We start from the raw sequence: 18,712 nt of genomic DNA on the forward strand, positions 1-18,712 counted from the left end.
TGCTGTTGCGATTCTCCAATCCCGATTCCCGATTCCCGATTCCCGGCTCTCAATGACCAACATCCATAACGACAAGATCCTCATCCTCGATTTCGGCGCGCAGTACACCCAGCTGATCGCGCGGCGTATTCGCGAAATTGGCGTGTACTGCGAGATCTGGGCCTGGGATCACGATCCGAGCGAGATCGCCGGGTTCGGTGCCAAGGGCATCATCCTGTCGGGCGGGCCGGAGTCGACCACCTTGCCGGGTGCGCCGGTTGCGCCGCAGGAAGTGTTCGATGGCGGCTTGCCGGTGTTCGGTATCTGTTACGGCATGCAGACACTGGCTGCGCAGTTGGGCGGCACCACCGAGGCGGCCGATCAGCGTGAGTTCGGTCATGCCGAAGTCGATGTAGTGGCGGCCGATGCACTGTTCTCTGGCCTGACCGACCACGCCGGCGCGTCGCGCCTGAATGTGTGGATGAGCCACGGCGACCACGTGTCGCAGGTGCCGCCGGGCTTCACGATTACTGCCGTGACCGACCGTATTCCGGTGGCGGCGATGTCCAACGAAGACAAGCGCTGGTACGGCGTGCAGTTCCACCCGGAAGTAACGCATACGCTGCAGGGCCAGACCTTGCTGCGGCGCTTCGTGGTGGATGTGTGTGGCTGCCAGACGCTGTGGACCGCCGCCAACATCATCGATGACCAGATTTCGCGCGTGCGCGAGCAGGTGGGCGACGATGAAGTGATTCTTGGCCTGTCCGGCGGTGTGGATTCGTCGGTGGTCGCGGCACTGCTGCACAAGGCGATCGGTGACAAGCTGACCTGCGTGTTCGTCGACACCGGCCTGCTGCGTTGGCAGGAAGGCGACCAGGTGATGGCGATGTTTGCCGAGCACATGGGCGTCAAGGTGATCCGCGTCAATGCGGCCGACCGCTATTTCGCCAAGCTTGAAGGCGTGAGCGACCCTGAAGCCAAGCGCAAGATCATCGGCAACCTGTTCGTGGATATCTTCGATGAAGAATCCAACAAGCTGGCCAATGCCAAGTGGCTGGCGCAGGGCACGATTTATCCGGACGTGATCGAGTCGGCCGGCAGCAAGACCGGCAAGGCACACGTGATCAAGAGCCACCACAACGTGGGTGGCCTGCCGGAGCACATGAAGCTGGGCCTGGTGGAGCCGCTGCGCGAATTGTTCAAGGACGAGGTGCGTCGCCTGGGCGTGGAACTCGGCCTGCCACGCACCATGGTGTATCGCCATCCGTTCCCGGGCCCGGGCCTGGGTGTGCGCATCCTGGGCGAGGTGAAGCGCGAATACGCCGAACTGCTGGCCAAGGCCGATGCGATCTTCATCGACGAGCTGCGCAAGGCGGACCTGTACGACAAGACCAGCCAGGCATTCGCGGTGTTCCTACCGGTGAAGTCGGTGGGTGTGGTGGGCGATGCGCGCGCCTACGAATGGGTGATCGCACTGCGCGCGGTAGAGACCATCGACTTCATGACCGCGCACTGGGCGCACCTGCCGTACGACTTCCTCGGCACGGTGAGCAACCGCATCATCAACGAACTGCGCGGCGTCTCGCGCGTGGTCTATGACATCTCCGGCAAACCGCCGGCGACGATTGAGTGGGAGTGAGTAGATAACAAGAGGGCGCCGAAAGGCGCCTTTTTTGTTTGTGAAGATCGGAGGCAAGACCGAAGGTCGAGGTGATCCCGTCATCTGTCCGTATGGAGACCATTGGCGTAGTCACCAGCCGCGAGGGTGGATGCTATCCACTACCTCTCAATCCAGTTCGACCTTGCGTCGTTCAGTGGCACAAAGGTGTGCAATCTCGTTCGGGGTCTCAAGCCGAATAAGTCATTCGTGCCCGAATAGGTGTGGATGATTTTCAAGCCGCCACGTAGGCGTCAGTGGAGCGGGGCGAGGGGAAGATGGAAAGCCTGAAGGGCCAAGCGCAAGGACCGCAGGGCAGGGTTGCTCGATGCGCAGCACGACAGCGCGCCCGGCCGCCTACTTGGGAGGGGACGTCCAGACCTGAATCGGCATTACCTGAATCGGCAGTGGGGTACCTGAGCACTCGTTCGATGACAGGCACTAGGGTACCGACAGAACTGGCTTGGTCAACTACGCTGCCAGTCATCTTCACCATCCAAGACAGGCCATGAGCGCACCTCAATCCGATAACGCGAGGCAGATCTGCGAAATAATCCTCATCGAAGGGAAGCGCTACAACGTCGAGCACCGCATCCTGCCCAGTGAGAATGCCGTTGCCGATCGGTTGCTTGCTCGCGGCATCGAGCTGACCGAGGCTTACGACGAACTGCACGGCAAGCTCTACGCACATCCGCACGCGCTGCAGATTTTCCTAGGGCTTGTCCTCAGCACCGCCGCGTTCTGGAACCCAGAGAAGATCGCACAGGCGCGTGCCGCACGCGGCGATCTCGGCAATGTCAACCTGCAGATTGCGAGGAAGGCGGCGGAACTGGCCGGTCTGCTGCAGCAGCGGTTCGATCTGCACAACACCTCCGGCTTCAGCACCAACACCCACTACCACGTGTGCGATGTGATCGAGGCGGCGGCCAAGAGCAACTACCTTTTCACGTCGCACGTCCAGGAACGCCTCGATGCTCTTCACGGCCAGTTCGATCTGAAGTATTGGCCGTCGCTGAGCGACTTCCTGCAAGAGTTGGCCTCCGATGCCGAGGACGCGGTCATGGAGGCCACAGACCCCTTGACCGCGGCCGCCACCATGGCATCGCGTCCATCCCGGGCCGATTTCATCAAGGCGTTGCTCGCAGCCATCGAGGAGAACAGTGGGCGCAACCACGGCCAACTGCCCAACGATTTCAAGGTCACCGACAACACGCTCGCTTCCTTGGCGAGCTGTGTGTTGGACCTGGGCCCCGACGACCTGGTCGATGGCCCTTACGTCAAGCGGCTCCGTCAGCGTGAGCGCGACGGAGCCAAGTAGTCACCGACGGGGCGCTTCGGTGACTTCGTTTCGGGCCGATCAGGCGCAGCCTGTTCGGCGGCACGTCAGGGGCGCCAAGCGACGCGCAGCGGGGATGGGCTGCCAGCCGATCCCCTGGAGGCAAGCGCAGCGCTCAGGCTCGTCAGGGTCGTGCGTCAGGGATCAAAGCCGGATGGCCGTGCTTTGGCACGAAGCGCGGGGCGTAGCCCGTGAGCCCGACGGGGAGACGCCGGGACACTACATGGTCTTCCGCTGCCTCAACGTTCGATCCATACGTTACGAGGCGTGGCGCTTATGGCTGTGGTGGCCTCTCGATTGTTCAAGCTCGCGAAAACTTGCTTTCGGCAACTGCCTTCCACTGACGGGGCGATTCTGACAAGCATTCTGGTGGGTGAGCATACTGAAGCGGCGCCGTGGCGCTGAAGACATGCAATGGTGCAGTGCCTGAAAAATATCGAAGAGTCCCATGCTCCGGTTTGCAATTGAACACTAATTGCTTTGCGTCACAGATTGCCTTTTGCTGACCATACAGCCATATTTTTTCATGATGCGGTGATGGCAAGATAATTTCTTATTGGTACAGAGGATTGCATTCGATGTTCGCCGCAAAGCGGAATCAAGATGCCGTTCGCACACGAATAAGGGACGTATGGTTTCTATCCATGTAGATGGCGAAGATAAGACTGCGAAGATCAGTGATTGGGTGATTTGCTGGAGCGACAAGTACAAAGCCCTGCAACTGACTTGTCATTACCCCTCAAAAAAAACCTACACCCGCCCACTTAGAGCGGCTAACAAAACGTAGCGAGCAGTCGTCAGGTGGGTGCGGACGGCGCGGAGGAACCGGAATGTACGTGGGTACATGCCGATTCCGAGCACCGGCCGCGCCCGCCTGACGGCTGCGCAGTAGTTTTGATAGCTGCTCTTAGCAGCTGTCGCGTTTCTCCATCGCGCGAGTTGGGCGATATGTTACTAACAAAACCAAGTAGTACGATCGTCAAGCCCGTCTCCAAGGTGACGATCTATGGCGAACGGTATGCGGTCGTGCACTATCCGGACGCCAATAGGCCCTACGTTTATAAGATGGACGGTATCGGTCTTGTGGCGCCGACGGCGATAAAAGATACGCCGATCTTCCATTACTTCTTAGCCGTGGCGAATGCCCGTCGCGATTGCGCGAAATCTGAGACTGACCGCGAAATAGCTGCAAATGTTGTGCGCCAACTGGGAAGACTGCCTGCCAGTGCCGACACTGCCTTGCAGGCCTATTGCACGGGGCGTAACGGTGCACTGGCGCCAAGCCTGGGGCTAATCTATCCGTTCGGGCTGAACGAGAGCCAGCTTGCGGCAGTCGAGCAGGCGTTCCGCGCGCAGGTAAGCGTAATCGAGGGCCCGCCGGGGACCGGCAAGACACAGACCATCCTCAACATCCTCGCCAATATCCTTCTACGTGGGCAGACGGTGGCGGTACTGTCCAACAACAATGCGGCGGTGGAAAACGTCTACGAGAAGCTGGAAAAGTGCGGCTTGGGCCAGCTAGTCGCCAAGCTCGGTAACCAGGACAACCGTAGGGACTTCTTCGCGGATCTAGCGCCGTGGCCACCTATCGAATCCGAGCCCGCACCGTCGCTAGAGGAAATCCAGGTCCTGCTTGACCGCTTGAAGCAGCACCTGCACGATCGCAATCGGGTAGCGCAACTGCAGGTCGAGCTAGACGAACTGACTGTCGAGCGGCGCTATCTGCAGCAGTGGCAAGCAGAAAGCGGTGTGCAGGTGGCCGCCTCGCTGGACAAGTACGGACTGTCGCCGCCCAAGACCACGGATCTGATGGCCTATCTGGCCCATCTCGGTGAGCAGCGCATCCGCCTGAAAGATCGCATCGAGCTGTTGTTCCAGTTCAAGATTTTCCGCACCAAGCCGTTCGCTGATGGCGATGCGCGCCTGACCGTTTTCCATGCCCTGCAGATGCACTACTACGACAAGACGTTACGGGATAAGGAAGCGGAGTTGCAGAAGTGCCGCGACTCGCTGGCGCTCGCAAATTTTGATGTTTCGCTGGAGGCGTTGAAGGCGGCATCGATGCGTCACCTGAAGCAACATCTGCAAGCTCAGGTGCGCCCTTCGGATAACTTCAATGCCAATACGTACCGGCATCAACAACAGTTCGATGCCTTCCTGCAGCGTTTTCCAATTCTGGGTAGCGGCACGCACTCCATTGTCAATTCGATCGCGTCTGGGGCAATCCTCGATTATGTGATTATCGACGAGGCTTCACTGCAAAATATTGTGCCGGGCATCCTGCCGCTGGGCTGCGCAAAGAATCTAATCGTCGTCGGCGACAACCGCCAGTTGGCACATATCCCGGTGGTGCTGGGCCTGCCTGCGCCCGACGACGCCTACGATTGCGAGCGCTACAGTTTGCTCGATTCGTGCGTCAAGGTATTCGGTGCTGCGATACCCAGGACGATGCTGAAAGAGCACTATCGCTGCCACCCCAGGATCATCCAGTTCTGCAATCAGCAGTTCTACGACAACGCATTGATACCAATGACCGAGGACAAAGGGGAGGCGCCTCTACGCTTGGTGGTGACTGCCAGGGGGAACCATACCCGTAAGAACACCAACCTTAGGGAGCTGGATTCCCTGCTCAAGCTGCTAGACGACGAGGGCGATCCCGTCGGGATGGACCACGACGGCCGTGGCTTTATCGCTCCATTCCGGGCGCAGGTTAATCTCTCGGGCAGGTGCCTTCCGGAGGATTTCGTTAAGGATACTGTGCACAAGTTCCAAGGCCGGGAGTGCGACGAGATCGTCTTCTCCACCGTGCTGGACAAGAAGCGCTACAACCAGCAACGCGAGCGGCTAGATTTCGTCGACGATCCGCACATGATCAACGTAGCGGTGTCGCGAGCCAAGCACCGCTTCACCCTGGTGACGGGCGACGAGGTGTTCACCGGCAACAACGGCCAGATTGCGGCTCTTGTGCGTTACGTCACTTATTACGCGCAGGACGAGCAGATTTTGCGCGCGCCGGTGGTGTCGGCCTTCGATCTACTGTATCGCGAGTACGACCACTCCCTTGCGCGCTTGAACGCGCGCTTGAGGCCCGAGGACTCACGCTACAAGTCCGAACAGATCGTGGCGCAGCTACTGCGCGAGGCGCTGTCCGCCTCGGTGTACCGGTCGTTGATGTACCACGATCAGATTAAGAGCGGCTAACAAAACGTAGCGAGCAGTCGTCAGGTGGGTGCGGACGGCGCGGAGGAACCGGAATGTACGTGGGTACATGCCGATTCCGAGCACCGGCCGCGCCCGCCTGACGGCTGCGCAGTAGTTTTGATAGCTGCTCTAAATTGGATCAGGTCGCATCGCCGAATAATCCAGATTTAACGCAACGCGAGCGAGCCTTCATGGCACGCGCCAGCTGCGATTTTGTGATTTATTTCAAGGTGGGCAAGGTGCCTTTAGGGGTGATCGAGGTCGATGGTGGTTCACATGACCGGCCAGATCAGGCGGCGCGGGACGCCTTGAAGAACGGAATTCTGGCGAAAAGTGGCATCCCCATCCTACGCCTGAGCACGATCAAGAGCTGCATCGCAGAGAGTATCGACGACTTCATTGCTCAGTGGGCAGGTGCACCGCGCAGCGCATAGGGCGGGGGGCGCCAGGTCCGGGGCACGATGACCGTATCTCAATCCGGCTCAATCACTGTGGAACCGTCTACGCGGTGTCTGGTCTGTAATGTCCCCGCAGATTTCCTGCTCAAGTATTACTTTTCGAAGGAGACAGCGATGAGTGAAGTGGTGGACGAGGACTAGATCAGCGCTGGATGGTTTGATGCGTCGCTGGCAGCGTGGCCTCGCCTCAGCGCAGCTTGGCCAGCGCCACACGCGCATCGGCCATGAACTTCTGCGTTTCCTGCGGCGTGGAGAGGTTGGCGCCAAGCTGATTGAGCACTTGCTCGATGTCGCTCGATGCCTCCCAGGCTTCGTCGCACAGCACGCCGGCGATCGGGCCGAGGTAGTTCAACGCGACTTTTTCCAATGCATCGCGTACGCGCTCGTCGGGTGCAGATCCACCGCCGACGGATGCAGACGCTGCGCTCGGTGCCGCGACAGGCGTTGCTGCTGCCGTCACGACTGCCGGTGCAACTGGCGCACGCGGCGCAGCCGGTGCACCGCCCAGGTCCTGTTCGAAGCCGCCCATCAGCCACTGCCGCGAGTCCTCGCTGAGCAGCGAGGGCTTGCCCATGCCGGCGCCGGGGTCGACCTGGAAGCGGGCCTTGGCGGCGCCGACCATGGTGAGGCGTTGCACGGCCTCATCATTGCGCAGCATGCGGAACACCACTTCTTCGATCTGACCCGCATTGATGCGGATGATGCAGGAGTGGTTCTCCTCGGTGACGACGAACAGAAAGCCGGACGCCTTCTTCAGCGCCAGCGCCTTGAGCTCGCGCAGGACCTCGATCAGCGGACGGAATTCAGTGGACATGGCGTCTTCCTTGCATCATCTGGTGCGGAGTTATACAGCACGGCTCAGCGCTTGCTGAGGCGTTCCATGGCCAACCGAACGCTGTTGGACAGGCGGGAAATGGCGCGCGCCAGGGTACCGATTTCATCCTTGAGGTTGACCTCGGCAATGGTGTGGTTCCACTTGCCCAGGCTCAGTTCTTCGGCAACGGTGGTCAAGTGCTGGATGGGCCGCAACACGCGATTCCAGATCAAGGCCCACTGCAAGCCGAGCAACAGCGCGCAGACCAGCAGGCCGATGCCGGCGATCCACAGCGACTGGCGCACGATGACGCCGTTGACGTCGCTCTTGGGGTAGGCCGAGACGAGCGTGAAGCCCCAGTCCGGCACTTCCTGCTTGGTCACGACCCAATCGTTCGGGCTTTCCTTGACGATCCGCTCGATGGTGGCGGTGTCGGTGGTGGCGCCGGTGGTGGACTGGAAGCGCAGCGTGTTCTTGCTGTCGAAGATGGCGATGAAGCCCGAGTCGAGCACGCGACGGCTGCTGACCACGTTTTCCAGCGCCTGGGTGTCGGCCTTGTAACCGACGTACCAGGCACCGATGACGCGCTTGTCGTTGCCGGCAAAGATCGGCTCGTAACCGGTGACATATGGGTTGCCGAGGATGTCGACCACGCCGTAGAAGCTTTCGCCGTTGCGCAGCTTGGCAGCGGCCTGGCCGGTGGGGTCGAGCACGGTGCCGATGGCGCGGCTGCCGTCGTCCTTCTTGACGTTGGTGGAGATACGTACGAAGTCGTCACCGGTGCGCGAGAACAGCGTTGCGGTGCCTTCGTGGATCGCGGTGACGTCGTCGAGCATGTCGAACACGTTGGCCTGCGACTTCTGGCCCAGCAACAGGTCGTTGGCGTTGCGGTCGGCCACGCGGACGTCACTGCCCACGCTGGGCGCGCCCTGGGCGTTGGCTTCCTTGCGCAGCTGGCGCATGGAGGAGTTGACGCGATCGAGCATCATCGCGCGGGTGACCGAGAACAGCGTCTGCAGGGAGACCGACTGGCGCTCGATGGCGTCTGCGGTTTCCGATTTGACCCGGTTGGCCTCGGTAATGGCCAGAATGACCGTCAGTGCCACCACCACGACCAGCACCAAGGCCAGCACCGGCAACAGCAGGCGCACCCGCAAAGAGTGACGAAGCATCGCAATTCCCCTGAACGCGTTTAAATGATTGAATCGAGCACCGCCGCAGCGCGGTGCGGCGGTCGGACGTAGCCGTTATCGGCTGCCGGACAAGATGCTGAAGCGGCTCCCCGAGCCGCTGGCGGTGCATACGATAGCCGAAGCCGATCGGTTTGGCAGCGCCGCATCGCGGCGGCTTCGCCTCGCGTTCAAGAATGGTCGAGCGCGTCGCATTCGTCGGCCGTGCAGCTGGCGACGTGTGGGCTGGTTGCGGAGCGCCGGGCGCCGACGACGGTAGCTGGGCGCCGCTGCACTGTTTGCTGCCGCGTGCGCCGGCGCGACGAGCGGGGCAGGCGGGCGATGTAGGCCCGCCAATGGCGGTGGCGCTCTCAGGTCTCCAGCGACAGGATCCCGCGACGCAGCGCAACGGTGACCGCGTGGGTGCGGTCGCGCACGCCGAGCTTGCACAGGATGTTCTTCATGTGCGCCTTGACGGTTTCTTCGGAAATGCCCAGCGCGTTGCCGATCTGCTTGTTGGAGCAGCCGGTGGCGACCAGGTTCAGCACCTCGGTCTCGCGTGCGGACAAGGCGTCGTCGAGCACGTGTGCGGCGATGTTCTCGGCCACCGAGGCGGGCACGTGGCGGCGTTGACCGCGGCGCACGTCGCGGATGGTGTCGACCAGTTCGCGCCGCAACGCGCTCTTGAGCAGATACCCGCAAGCGCCGGCCTGCAAGGCGCGTACTGCACGCACATCGCCGGTGTAGGTGGTCAGGACGATGACCTTGGCCATGGGGTCGAGCTGGCGGATGCGCTGGATCGCCTGCACGCCGTCCACGCGTGGCATCTGCAGATCCATCAGCACCACGTCCGGGCGCAGGCGGGTGTAGTAGTCCACGGCCTGTTCGCCATCCTCGGCTTCGCCCACCACCTGCATGTCGCGCTCGGCGCCGAGCATGGCGCTCAATCCGTCACGCAACAACGGGTGATCGTCCACCACCAGCACCGCGGTCGGTCGTGTCGTATCAGCCATGGGGAGCCTCCGTGGGTCGTGCGTTTTGAAAGGGCCAGCACCAGCGTTTGGGTGGTCGAACGTACGCAGCGCGCGCGGGGACGACGATCTGCACTTCGGTTCCGCTGCCGGGCCGCGACCACAGTTGCATCTGTGCCCCGATGCGCCGTGCGCGTTCCTGCATGCCGGTCAATCCCCAGTGCCCGGTGCGGGCGTGGCCGTGCAGCACGTCCGGCGCCAGGCCGCAGCCATCGTCGCGGATGCGCAGCACGAAGTCACGTGAACCGTAACGCAGTTCCAGGACGATCTTGTTTGCACGGGCGTGCCGGTCGGCATTGCTCAGCGCTTCGCGCCCGAGCTGGAACAGTTCGTCGGCCACCATCGCGCGCAAGACGAGTGGGCGGCCATTGACCAGCACGTCCAGGGTTGCGGTGGGGATCGGCATGGTGGTTTCGCGCGCCTGCTGCAACGCGCCGGCCAGATCGGTGCGCAGCGAGTGGGTGTCGCGTAAGCCGTTGACGCGGTCGCGCCCTTCGATGAGGGCGCGCTCGGCCAGTTCGACGGTCTTTTCCAGTTCCTGCCGGCGGGGGTCATCCCAGGCCAGCGAGCGGCTAGCGGTATGCAGGCGCAGGATCAGCCCCTGTGTGCCTTGCAGCAGGGTGTCGTGCAGCTCGCGGGCGATGCGCTCGCGCTCGCGGTAACGCTCTTCCAACCGCGCACGCAGGCGACCGGCCACATGCCGGGTGCGCAAGCGCCACGCCACCGCCAGGACCGCGACCACGGCCAGCACGCAGCACAGTTTGAATTGCCAGGTCTGCACGAACGCCGGTTCGATGGCGACGTCGAGGGCGTCGCCACGTGCGTTCCACACACCATCGTTGTTGGCGGCGGCCACCTCGAAGCGATAACGGCCAGGCGCCAGGTTGGTATAGAACGCCTCGGTGCGATTGCCGGCGTCCTGCCAGGCAGCGTCCACGCCATCCAGCCGGTAGCGGAAGCGCACGCGCTCGGGGCGGGTGAGGCTGACCGCTTCGTAGCCGATGCGCAGGCGGTCGCTCCACTTGGGCAGGCGCAGCGCGGCCTGCAGCGGATACGGACGATCGTTGGCGACCACCTCGGTGATGGCGACCGTGGGCGCGGTGGGATTGCGATAGGTCTGGCTGGGGTCGAGCCAGGCCAGGCCCTGGTTGGTGGCGAACCACAGCAGGCCATCGGCTGCGGCCAGCGCACTGGGAACCGGCGTGGCCTGCTGGGCGATGCCGGGCAGGCCATCCATGGTGTCGTACAGTCGCAGCGATGGCGCCGGCAGGCCGGTCTGCACGCTCTGCGTCAACGCTTGCCGGCTCAGGTGCACCACGCCGCGATTGCCGTTCAACCAGACCCCGCCGGCGGCGTCCTGCACGATACCGGTGACCCCCTGCAGCAGCGGGCTGGCCTGGTCGGGCAGGGTGCGGAATCGGCCATCGGGGCCGAGCACGGCCACCGCCGCTTCGCCAGCCACCAGGGTCAGCGCGGTGCTGCTCCACAGGGCGGTGATCGGGCCGACCGACAAGCCGTCCGTTGCGCTATAGCGGCGCACGCGATTGCCGCGCAGCAGGCGCAGCTCCCCTTTGACGTCACCGATCCACAGCGCGCCATCGTGCGCACGCGCCAGCACCGAGCATGGGGTTTCCTGCACGCCGGCCAGCGGTTGCCAGCCGGTGCCGTCGTAGCGATACGGCCCACGCGCATCCGGGCACACCAGCGGCTGGTCCGTCGCATCGACCAGCAACGCACGTATTTCGCCGGGCGCAACGCCGAGCGGCAACGGCACCGGTTGCACAAGGCCGCCCTGTAGACGCAGCAGCGCGTGTTCGGCCAATACCCAACTGCGTAACGTGTTCGGCACAGCGAGCGTGCTGGCCGCGCCGCCGTGCTGCATCCGATCGATGCGCAGGCGCGTCAGTGCGAGCAGGCGGTTGTCGCGCAATGCGGCAACCAGCGGCCCGGGCGCTGCGCCGCTGCGGCTGGTGAACATCTCCACTGCGGTGGCCGGGCCGGGCAGCAAAGCGGCCAATGGCAACAGCGCGCGGTGGCGGAAGCGATTCAAGCCCAGGTTGGTGCCGACCCAGAGGTTGCCTTCGCGATCTTCCAGCAACGGGCCGGCGGTTGCGGAGGTCAGGCCTTGCAGCGTGCCGACGTGCTCCAGCACCGGCGCCGGCGCCAGCGGCGTGGCGATCCGGAACACACCACCGGCCGCGTAGTCCGTGCCCCACAGCGCGCCGTCGCGCATGAAGCGGATACGGCGCGCAAACAGCCCGGCAAAGCGCGGCTGCGCGCGTGCTGCGGCGGGAAGCAGCTGCCCGCGCGCGTCGGTCAATGCAAAGATTCCGCGGTACGGGTCGGCGACCCAGACGCTGCCATCCGGGCTCTCGGCCATGGTGGTGAACGGGCCAACCTGCTGCCCGCTAGGTTCGAAGCGCTTGCCGCCTGCGCGCAGTCGCAGCAGCTGGGTGCCGTCGCTGACCCACAGCACGCCACGGCGGTCGCGCAGCAACCACTGTGCGCGTGCGGCCGGGTAGCCCCAGTCGGCACCGGCACGGTGCCAGCGCGTGCCATCGAACCAGCACAGGCCGCCATCGATTGCGGCCCAGAGGCGCCCGCTGCCATCGCGCTCCAGCTTGAACACCATGCCGCTGGGCAGGTCCTTGCCTGGTGCGAAGTGGGTGAGGTGGCCGTCGGCGAGACGGTCGATCCCGGCACCGAAATACCCGATCCACGCGGTGTCGTCCGGTGCGAGCGTCAGCGCGGTCATGTTGTGCGATGCGTACGCCTCGCCATTGGGCGGCGGCACACGTGCGAAGCGGTCACCATCGAACTGGAACAAGCCAAAACCGGTCGCCAGCCACAGCGGGCCGTTGTCGGCCTGCGCGATATCCCAGATGTCGGCCGGTGCGCCGCGCTCGGTGCTCCAGGCGGTGTGGTGAAACTGCAGCACGCCGTCGCGTGTTGCGGCGATCCCGCTCGCCCATGCCGGTACGCATAGCAGCAGCCAACAGCACGCCAGCGTGACCCACCGCGTAACGCGCAGGCGTAACGACGAAGCGGGGTAGCTGACGGGCTCATGCGGCATCGCAGCATTGTCGGACGAGATCGGGGGAAGCACCACCACCTCTTTCGGGGGGGGACGCGCACTGCGCAGTGGAGTAGGGCGGTGACAGCTTGCAACTCCCGCGGGCATGAGCGCACGCGGCACTCCTTTCGCACGGTTGGAGTATCGCGCAGTGCATGGGTATGTTCGGCTGCGTCCGCTTGTTTGGCGTGGTGCGTGACCGGTGAGTCTGGGCGGTGTGCCGCGCCGTGCGGCGTGGCCTGCACGCGGCTGCATCGGCGCTCCATGCTGCGCGCGAACCGCGCCAACGCGCGTCGATCTTGCACCCGGGCCACTGCGGCGGCCCCCCCGAAAGAGGGGGCGATTGACCTCACCATCTGGGGTGGGAGCGCGCACCTGCTCACCGCACCATGGCCGCACCCCCAACGGAGACGCCGCATGGCACGTGGCATTGCCGTCGACTGCCGCACCGCGCCCCACGCATGCAGCGCACTTGAAGCACCGCGCATCCGTGCGGTGGCTAGAGCCATGCAGTACATCGACACGCATCTGTGCGAACCGATCACGGTGACCCATCTGGCTACGGCCGCGTGCATGAGCCGCTTCCATTTTGCGCGTGTATTTCGCGACGTGGTCGGTGCCAGCCCGATGGAATATCTGCGCCGCCGCCGCATCGAGCGCGCACAGGCCTTGCTGCGCGAAGGCCGCCACAAGATCAGCCAGATCGCCAGCGAGCTGTGTTTCTTCGACCAAAGCCATTTCGTCCGCAGTTTCCGCCATGCCACCGGCTGCACGCCGGCGCGCTTTGCCGCGCAGACCGCATGCACTACCGCACACAGCACGCCGGCCAGTACGCCGCGGGCTGCCACGTCTTCCTTCTCACCACTCCTGGAGCACCACCGATGACCACCGCCACCGCCGTCCCCGGCAAGTCCCTGCTGTCGCCGAACGACCACGCCCTGATCCTGATCGACCACCAGTCGCAGATGGCGTTTGCCACCCACACCATCGACATCTCGGCCCTGCGCAACAACGTGGCGCTGATCGGCAAGGCCGCCAAGGGCTTCCAGGTGCCAGTGGTGCTCACCACGGTGGCCGAGAAGTCGTTCTCCGGCCCGTTGTTTCCGGAGCTGCCGGAGATCTTCGCCGGCGAGCCGGTGTTCGACCGCACCAGCATGAATGCCTGGGAAGACCAGGGCGTGATCGACCGCATCAACGCGATCGGCAAGCGCCGCCTGGTGATCGCCGGTTTGTGGACCAGCGTGTGCATCGTCGGGCCGACGTTGTCGGCGATCGAACAGGGCTTTGAGGTGTACGTAATCACCGATGCCTGCGGCGATGTCAGCGATGAAGCGCACGAGCGTGCCATTGCCCGCATGGTGCAGGCCGGCGCAGCACCGATCACCAGCGTGCAGTACCTGCTGGAACTGCAGCGCGATTGGGCGCGCAGCGACACCTACGACCTCACCACCGGCATCGCACGTGCGCATGCGGGCGGCTACGGCATCGGCATTCAATACGCGAAGACCATGTTCGGCGCGCAGGAAGGCGGACATTGAACAGCCATGCGCCGGCACGCTCGCCTGGCCTGGACGCGGCGCTGTTGATGCTGCGGCTGGCTGGCGGCGGCTTTCTGCTGCCGCATGGCCTGGGCAAGTTGCTGGGGTGGTTCAACGGCCCCGGCCTTGCCGGTTTTGCTGCGGAATTGCAGCAGTTCGGGCTGCCGGCGACAGCGCCACTGCCGCTGCTGTTGGCACTGGTGCAGAGCCTGTCTGGAGTGGCGGTGCTGATCGGGCTGTGGACGCGCGCCAGCGCGGCACTGGCCGCGGCGTTCATTGCCACCACCGTGGTGATTGCCCTTCCCAAGGGCTGGTTCTGGATGCATGGCGGCATGGAATACCCGCTGATGTGGACGCTGGTCTTGCTGGCGCTGGTGTGCGCCGGCGGTGGCGCGTGGTCGCTGGACGGCCTGCGTCGGCGGCACGCGTCATGAGTACGCCCACTGATTCCCACGATGCCGGCCGGCGCCAGCTGTTGCAGGGTGCCGCCGCCGGCCTTGCACTGGGCATCGCGCCTGCTGCGTTGACTGCCAACAGGACGCCTCCGATGGTCGATCTCATTCTCCGTAATGCACGTATCACCACGCTTGACCCGCGCCAACCCAGCGCCACTGCGCTGGCGGTGGCCGATGGCCGCATCGTGGCAGTGGGTGACGACGCGCAGATCATGGCCATGGCCAAGCAGGCGCGTGTCATCGACGCGCAGCAGCGACGCGTGGTGCCCGGGCTCAACGACAGCCACACGCATCTCATTCGCGGCGGTTTGAACTACAACCTGGAGTTGCGCTGGGACGGAGTGCGCTCGCTGGCCGAGGCCATGGCATTGCTCAAGGCGCAGGTCGACCGTACGCCGGCGCCGCAGTGGGTGCGCGTGGTCGGCGGTTTCACCGCGCATCAGTTCGTTGAAAAGCGCCTGCCAACCCTGGACGAAATCAATGCAATCGCACCGGACACACCGGTGTTCCTGCTGCATCTCTACGACCGCGCCTTGCTCAATCGCGCGGCGTTGCGTGCATGTGGTTACGACAAGACCACGCCGGATCCGCCCGGTGGCCGTATCGAGCGCGACAAGCTCGGCAATCCCACCGGCCTGCTGCTGGCCAAGCCGAATGCGCTGATCCTGTATGCCAGCCTGGCGAAAGGGCCGCGGCTGCCGATCGAATACCAGGCCAACTCCACGCGCCACTTCATGCGCGAGCTCAACCGCCTGGGCATCACCTCGGTCATCGACGCCGGTGGCGGGTTCCAGAACTATCCGGAGGACTATCAGGTCATCGAGCAGTTGCATGCGGCCGGGCAGCTGAGCGTGCGCATCGCCTACAACCTGTTTACCCAGAACAAGGGCAAGGAAGTTGCCGATTTCCGCGGCTGGACCGAGGTGTTGCCGGTCCGCAAGGGCGACGATCTGCTGCGCCACAACGGTGCCGGCGAAATGCTGGTGTTCTCGGCGGCCGATTTCGAGCAGTTCAGTGAGCCGCGCCCGGAGCTTGCCCCCGAGATGGAACCGGAACTGGAGCAGGTGGTGCGCCTGCTGGTGGAAAAACGCTGGCCTTTCCGCATCCACGCCACCTACGACGAAAGCATCGCGCGCATTCTCGATGTCTACGAACGCGTCAACGCGGACATGCCGTTCGATGGCCTGCGCTGGTTCATCGATCACGCCGAAACCATCACGCCACGCAACATCGATCGGATCCGCGCGTTGAACGGCGGCATCGCGGTGCAGCACCGCATGGCCTATCAGGGCGAAGCCTTCGTACAGCGCTACGGCGTGCAGGCTGCGCGGCACACGCCGCCGGTGCGGCGCATGTTGGCGGCCGGTGTGCCGGTGGGCGCGGGCACCGATGCCACGCGCGTGGCCAGCTACAACCCGTGGGTGGCGCTGTCGTGGCTGGTCACCGGCCGCACCGTCGGCGGGCTGGCACTGTATGGCGACGAGAACCTGCTCGAACGCGAGCAGGCCTTGCGCTTGTGGACGCAGGGCAGTGCCTGGTTCTCCGGTGATGAAGACAAGAAGGGCACCTTGGCGCCTGGTCAGTTGGCCGATTTCATCGTGTTGTCGGATGACTATTTCCGCGTCGACGATGCCGCGATCGCCGATATCACCAGCGTGCTGACCGTGCTGGGCGGTGCCGTGGTGCACGGTGACGGCGACTTCGCTGCACTTGCGCCCAGCCTGCCGCCGGCAATGCCGAAATGGTCGCCGGTCAACCGTTTTGGTGGCTATCACGTCGGCGGTGCGGTGAGCGGGCTGGCAAGCGTGGCGCATGCGCATGGCCCTGGCTGCCGCACCCACGGCGCACATGGGCATGCCGCCCACCACGCCGCCCCCAGCGACGATCTGCGCGGCTTCTGGGGGGCATTGGGATGCGCATGTTTCGCGTTTTAAGGCAGCCGCATCGCCTGGCTGCGGCGAGAGGTCAGCGCAGCGTTGCAGCGCAGGTCTGCAGCCTTGAGAAGGCGTGTGCAGTGTCCGTCGCGGGTGCCTGGCCGGACCGCGCGTTTTTCCGTTCTGGAGTGTGACAATGACAACCGCTTCGATCCCACCGGCTGACGCCGGTGCCTGGGCACCGCTGCGCCAACCGATCTTCCGTGCCCTGTGGCTCGCCATCCTGGGCAGCAATATCGGCACCTGGATCAACGATGTGGCCGCCTCCTGGGTGATGGCCGAACAGACCGGTTCGCCGCTGATGGTGGCGGCGGTGCAGTCGGCCACCACCTTGCCGGTGGTGTTGTTCGCACTCGCCGCCGGCACCTTGGCCGACATCGTCGACCGGCGCCGCTACCTCATGCTCACCCAGGGCTGGATGCTGCTGGTGGCCGCGTCGCTGGCGCTGCTGTCGCACCTGCAGTTGCTCACCCCGTGGGTGCTGGTCGCGCTGACCTTCGCCATGGGCATGGGCGCGGCGATGGCAATGCCGGCGCAAGCGGCGATCGTCTCGGAGTTGGTGCCGCGCCCGTTGCTGGCCTCGGCAGTGGCGCTCAACTCGATCGGCATGAATATCGCGCGGTCGATCGGGCCGGCAATCGGCGGCTTGATCGTGGCGCAGTTCGGCCCGCCATGGGCCTTCCTGCTCAATGGGCTCACCTTCGGCTTGATGATGTGGGTGCTGTGGCGCTGGCGTCGCGAGACGCAGGCATCCGCATTGCCGCCGGAGAGCTTTGGTGCGGGCCTGCGTGCCGGTCTGCGCTATGCGGCGCGCGCCGGGCGTCTGCAGGCAGTGTTGATCAAGGCGGCCGGCTTCTTCCTGTTCGCCAGCGCATTGACCGCCTTGTTACCGCTGGTGGTCCGCCGCGACATGCAGCTGGGTGCGGGCAGTTACGGTCTGTTGCTGGGCTGCATCGGCATTGGCGCGATCAGTGGTGCGCTGGTATTGCCGCGCTTGCGTGCACGCTATGACCGCGACCTGCTGGTGTTCGTCGCCACGTTGATCTGCGCAGCCTCGCTGCTGGGGTTGGCGCTCTCGCGCCAGATTGGCGTGTTGTGTGTGGTGATGGTGGTCAACGGCCTTGCCTGGATCACCGTGCTGTCGTCGCTGCAGATCGCTGCGCAAACCTCGGTACCGGCCTGGGTGCGCGCCCGTGCGCTGTCGCTGTATATCGTGGTGTTCTCGCTCGGCATGGCCAGCGGTTCGTTGTTGTGGGGTGCGCTGGCGCAACGCACGTCGATCGCGATCGCACTGCAGATTGCCGCGGCCGGTGCAGTGATTGCCGCACTGCTGGTCAAGCGCGCACGCATTGCCGGTACCGAGCAGCTCGATCTCGCACCGGCGGGCCACTGGCCCGCACCGGCGCAGGCCGATGGTGTCGAACACGACCGTGGCCCGGTGCTGGTGACCGTGGAATACCGCATCGCCGATGACGCACGTGCAGAGTTTGTGCGCCTGGTGACACAGCTGGGCAGTGCACGCCGCCGCGACGGCGCTGTGGTGTGGGGCGTGGCCGAGGACGCCGCCACGCCCGGTGTGCAGCTGGAATACTTCATCGTGGCCTCGTGGCTGGAACACCTGCGTCAGCATGAGCGCGTGACCGGCGACGACCGCCAGCTGCAGGAGCAGATTCGTGCCCTGCATCAGGGCGAGCGCGCGCCGCTCGTGCGCCACTTTGTGGGCGGTGGTGGTGCGGCGGTGCCGCCGCATACGCATTCGGATATTTGATCCGCAGGCGGCTGGAGTCTATTTGTCGGGCTTGTGAGCCGCGCGGCGAATGCAGATCGCAAAACGTGCAACGGGCGCCTGGTATGGGCGCCCGTTGTGTTTTGTCCGATGTGTGCTGATACCGAGCATGGTCATGCTCAGGCGATTTTGGATCAATGACGTGCACGCGAGAAAAGCGTGTTTTGCAGCGCGATATGGCGTCGTAAGGACATTGCGTTCTGGTGCGTGTGGCCTGCGCCTTGTGGGCGAATCGCAGGCGGGCTCACTGTCCGTCCGGTGAGGGCGGGGTCACCTCGCGG

At 64.3% G+C, this 18,712-nt stretch carries 13 protein-coding genes and 2 other RNA genes; 9 read left to right on the plus strand and 6 right to left on the minus strand.

Annotated elements, in window-relative coordinates; genetic code table 11:
* Window positions 1-52: 52 nt before the first annotated feature.
* The gene (guaA, locus tag ACCQ01_RS11920; protein ID WP_228432707.1) at window positions 53-1,618 is read left to right on the plus strand and encodes a glutamine-hydrolyzing GMP synthase; all 1,566 of its coding nucleotides are present in this window, start codon (window positions 53-55) and stop codon (window positions 1,616-1,618) included.
* A gap of 526 nt (window positions 1,619-2,144) precedes the next feature.
* A complete protein-coding gene (locus tag ACCQ01_RS11925) occupies window positions 2,145-2,954 on the plus strand; it encodes a hypothetical protein (protein ID WP_228432708.1) in 810 nt (269 codons plus the stop codon).
* 789 nt (window positions 2,955-3,743) lie between these two features.
* Here ACCQ01_RS11925 and ACCQ01_RS11930 read toward each other — a convergent pair.
* A non-coding RNA gene (locus tag ACCQ01_RS11930) (sX9 sRNA) lies at window positions 3,744-3,818 on the minus strand.
* Between the two features lie 102 nt (window positions 3,819-3,920).
* On the opposite strand from ACCQ01_RS11930, the gene ACCQ01_RS11935 reads away from it, so the two are divergent.
* Window positions 3,921-6,173 (plus strand): DEAD/DEAH box helicase, encoded by a 2,253-nt coding sequence (locus ACCQ01_RS11935; protein WP_228432709.1) that lies wholly within the window; start codon window positions 3,921-3,923, stop codon window positions 6,171-6,173.
* Here ACCQ01_RS11935 and ACCQ01_RS11940 read toward each other — a convergent pair.
* Window positions 6,168-6,242, minus strand: a non-coding RNA gene (locus ACCQ01_RS11940) — sX9 sRNA. The genes ACCQ01_RS11935 and ACCQ01_RS11940 overlap by 6 nt on opposite strands.
* Window positions 6,243-6,307: 65 nt before the next feature.
* Here ACCQ01_RS11940 and ACCQ01_RS11945 point away from each other — a divergent pair.
* On the plus strand, window positions 6,308-6,607 hold the full coding sequence (locus tag ACCQ01_RS11945; RefSeq protein ID WP_228432710.1) for a DUF2726 domain-containing protein: 300 nt from the start codon (window positions 6,308-6,310) through the stop codon (window positions 6,605-6,607).
* Window positions 6,608-6,818: 211 nt separating this feature from the next.
* Here ACCQ01_RS11945 and ACCQ01_RS11950 read toward each other — a convergent pair whose 3' ends face one another.
* The 4 genes from ACCQ01_RS11950 to ACCQ01_RS11965 all read right to left on the minus strand — a co-directional run bounded on the left by ACCQ01_RS11950 (window position 6,819) and on the right by ACCQ01_RS11965 (window position 12,718).
* Window positions 6,819-7,445, minus strand: coding sequence for a DUF8082 domain-containing protein (locus ACCQ01_RS11950; RefSeq protein ID WP_228432711.1), 627 nt, complete (start codon window positions 7,443-7,445; stop codon window positions 6,819-6,821).
* Between the two features lie 44 nt (window positions 7,446-7,489).
* Window positions 7,490-8,617 carry a Cache 3/Cache 2 fusion domain-containing protein gene (locus ACCQ01_RS11955; protein ID WP_103702142.1) on the minus strand — a complete coding sequence of 376 codons (1,128 nt, stop codon included), beginning with the start codon at window positions 8,615-8,617 and terminating at the stop codon, window positions 7,490-7,492.
* Between the two features lie 368 nt (window positions 8,618-8,985).
* Window positions 8,986-9,627, minus strand: coding sequence for a response regulator (locus tag ACCQ01_RS11960; RefSeq protein WP_011037326.1), 642 nt, complete (start codon window positions 9,625-9,627; stop codon window positions 8,986-8,988).
* Window positions 9,620-12,718: a sensor histidine kinase gene (locus ACCQ01_RS11965; protein WP_228432712.1), complete on the minus strand. Its 3,099-nt coding sequence runs from the start codon at window positions 12,716-12,718 to the stop codon at window positions 9,620-9,622. The genes ACCQ01_RS11960 and ACCQ01_RS11965 overlap by 8 nt, the downstream gene beginning before the upstream one ends.
* Before the next feature lie 417 nt (window positions 12,719-13,135).
* On the opposite strand from ACCQ01_RS11965, the gene ACCQ01_RS11970 reads away from it, so the two are divergent.
* The 5 genes from ACCQ01_RS11970 to ACCQ01_RS11990 all read left to right on the plus strand — a co-directional run bounded on the left by ACCQ01_RS11970 (window position 13,136) and on the right by ACCQ01_RS11990 (window position 18,413).
* A complete protein-coding gene (locus ACCQ01_RS11970; RefSeq protein ID WP_103702138.1) occupies window positions 13,136-13,603 on the plus strand; it encodes a helix-turn-helix transcriptional regulator in 468 nt (155 codons plus the stop codon).
* Window positions 13,600-14,256: a hydrolase gene (locus ACCQ01_RS11975; protein ID WP_042599234.1), complete on the plus strand. Its 657-nt coding sequence runs from the start codon at window positions 13,600-13,602 to the stop codon at window positions 14,254-14,256. Before ACCQ01_RS11970 ends, ACCQ01_RS11975 begins: the two co-directional genes overlap by 4 nt.
* A complete protein-coding gene (locus tag ACCQ01_RS11980) occupies window positions 14,253-14,690 on the plus strand; it encodes a DoxX family protein (RefSeq protein ID WP_228432713.1) in 438 nt (145 codons plus the stop codon). Before ACCQ01_RS11975 ends, ACCQ01_RS11980 begins: the two co-directional genes overlap by 4 nt.
* 113 nt (window positions 14,691-14,803) lie before the next feature.
* On the plus strand, window positions 14,804-16,645 hold the full coding sequence (locus tag ACCQ01_RS11985) for an amidohydrolase (RefSeq protein WP_228432745.1): 1,842 nt from the start codon (window positions 14,804-14,806) through the stop codon (window positions 16,643-16,645).
* A 136-nt stretch (window positions 16,646-16,781) separates the two neighbouring features.
* Complete coding sequence (locus ACCQ01_RS11990) at window positions 16,782-18,413, plus strand: MFS transporter (RefSeq protein ID WP_011037320.1); 1,632 nt, start codon at window positions 16,782-16,784, stop codon at window positions 18,411-18,413.
* Window positions 18,414-18,712 lie beyond the last annotated feature (299 nt).

Source organism: Xanthomonas sp. NCPPB 4037 (assembly GCF_041475695.2).
GTDB lineage: Bacteria > Pseudomonadota > Gammaproteobacteria > Xanthomonadales > Xanthomonadaceae > Xanthomonas > Xanthomonas campestris.

What these genes read in the sequence shown, in the direction of transcription:
- ACCQ01_RS11935 (WP_228432709.1), top strand. Translation starts at nt 3,921, where the DNA reads ATGTTACTAACAAAACCAAGTAGTACGATCGTCAAGCCCGTCTCCAAG.
- ACCQ01_RS11965 (WP_228432712.1), bottom strand. Translation starts at nt 12,718, where the DNA reads ATGCCGCATGAGCCCGTCAGCTACCCCGCTTCGTCGTTACGCCTGCGC.
- ACCQ01_RS11985 (WP_228432745.1), top strand. Translation starts at nt 14,804, where the DNA reads ATGGTCGATCTCATTCTCCGTAATGCACGTATCACCACGCTTGACCCG.
- ACCQ01_RS11970 (WP_103702138.1), top strand. Translation starts at nt 13,136, where the DNA reads ATGGCACGTGGCATTGCCGTCGACTGCCGCACCGCGCCCCACGCATGC.
- guaA (WP_228432707.1), top strand. Translation starts at nt 53, where the DNA reads ATGACCAACATCCATAACGACAAGATCCTCATCCTCGATTTCGGCGCG.
- ACCQ01_RS11990 (WP_011037320.1), top strand. Translation starts at nt 16,782, where the DNA reads ATGACAACCGCTTCGATCCCACCGGCTGACGCCGGTGCCTGGGCACCG.
- ACCQ01_RS11955 (WP_103702142.1), bottom strand. Translation starts at nt 8,617, where the DNA reads ATGCTTCGTCACTCTTTGCGGGTGCGCCTGCTGTTGCCGGTGCTGGCC.
- ACCQ01_RS11925 (WP_228432708.1), top strand. Translation starts at nt 2,145, where the DNA reads ATGAGCGCACCTCAATCCGATAACGCGAGGCAGATCTGCGAAATAATC.
- ACCQ01_RS11950 (WP_228432711.1), bottom strand. Translation starts at nt 7,445, where the DNA reads ATGTCCACTGAATTCCGTCCGCTGATCGAGGTCCTGCGCGAGCTCAAG.
- ACCQ01_RS11960 (WP_011037326.1), bottom strand. Translation starts at nt 9,627, where the DNA reads ATGGCTGATACGACACGACCGACCGCGGTGCTGGTGGTGGACGATCAC.
- ACCQ01_RS11975 (WP_042599234.1), top strand. Translation starts at nt 13,600, where the DNA reads ATGACCACCGCCACCGCCGTCCCCGGCAAGTCCCTGCTGTCGCCGAAC.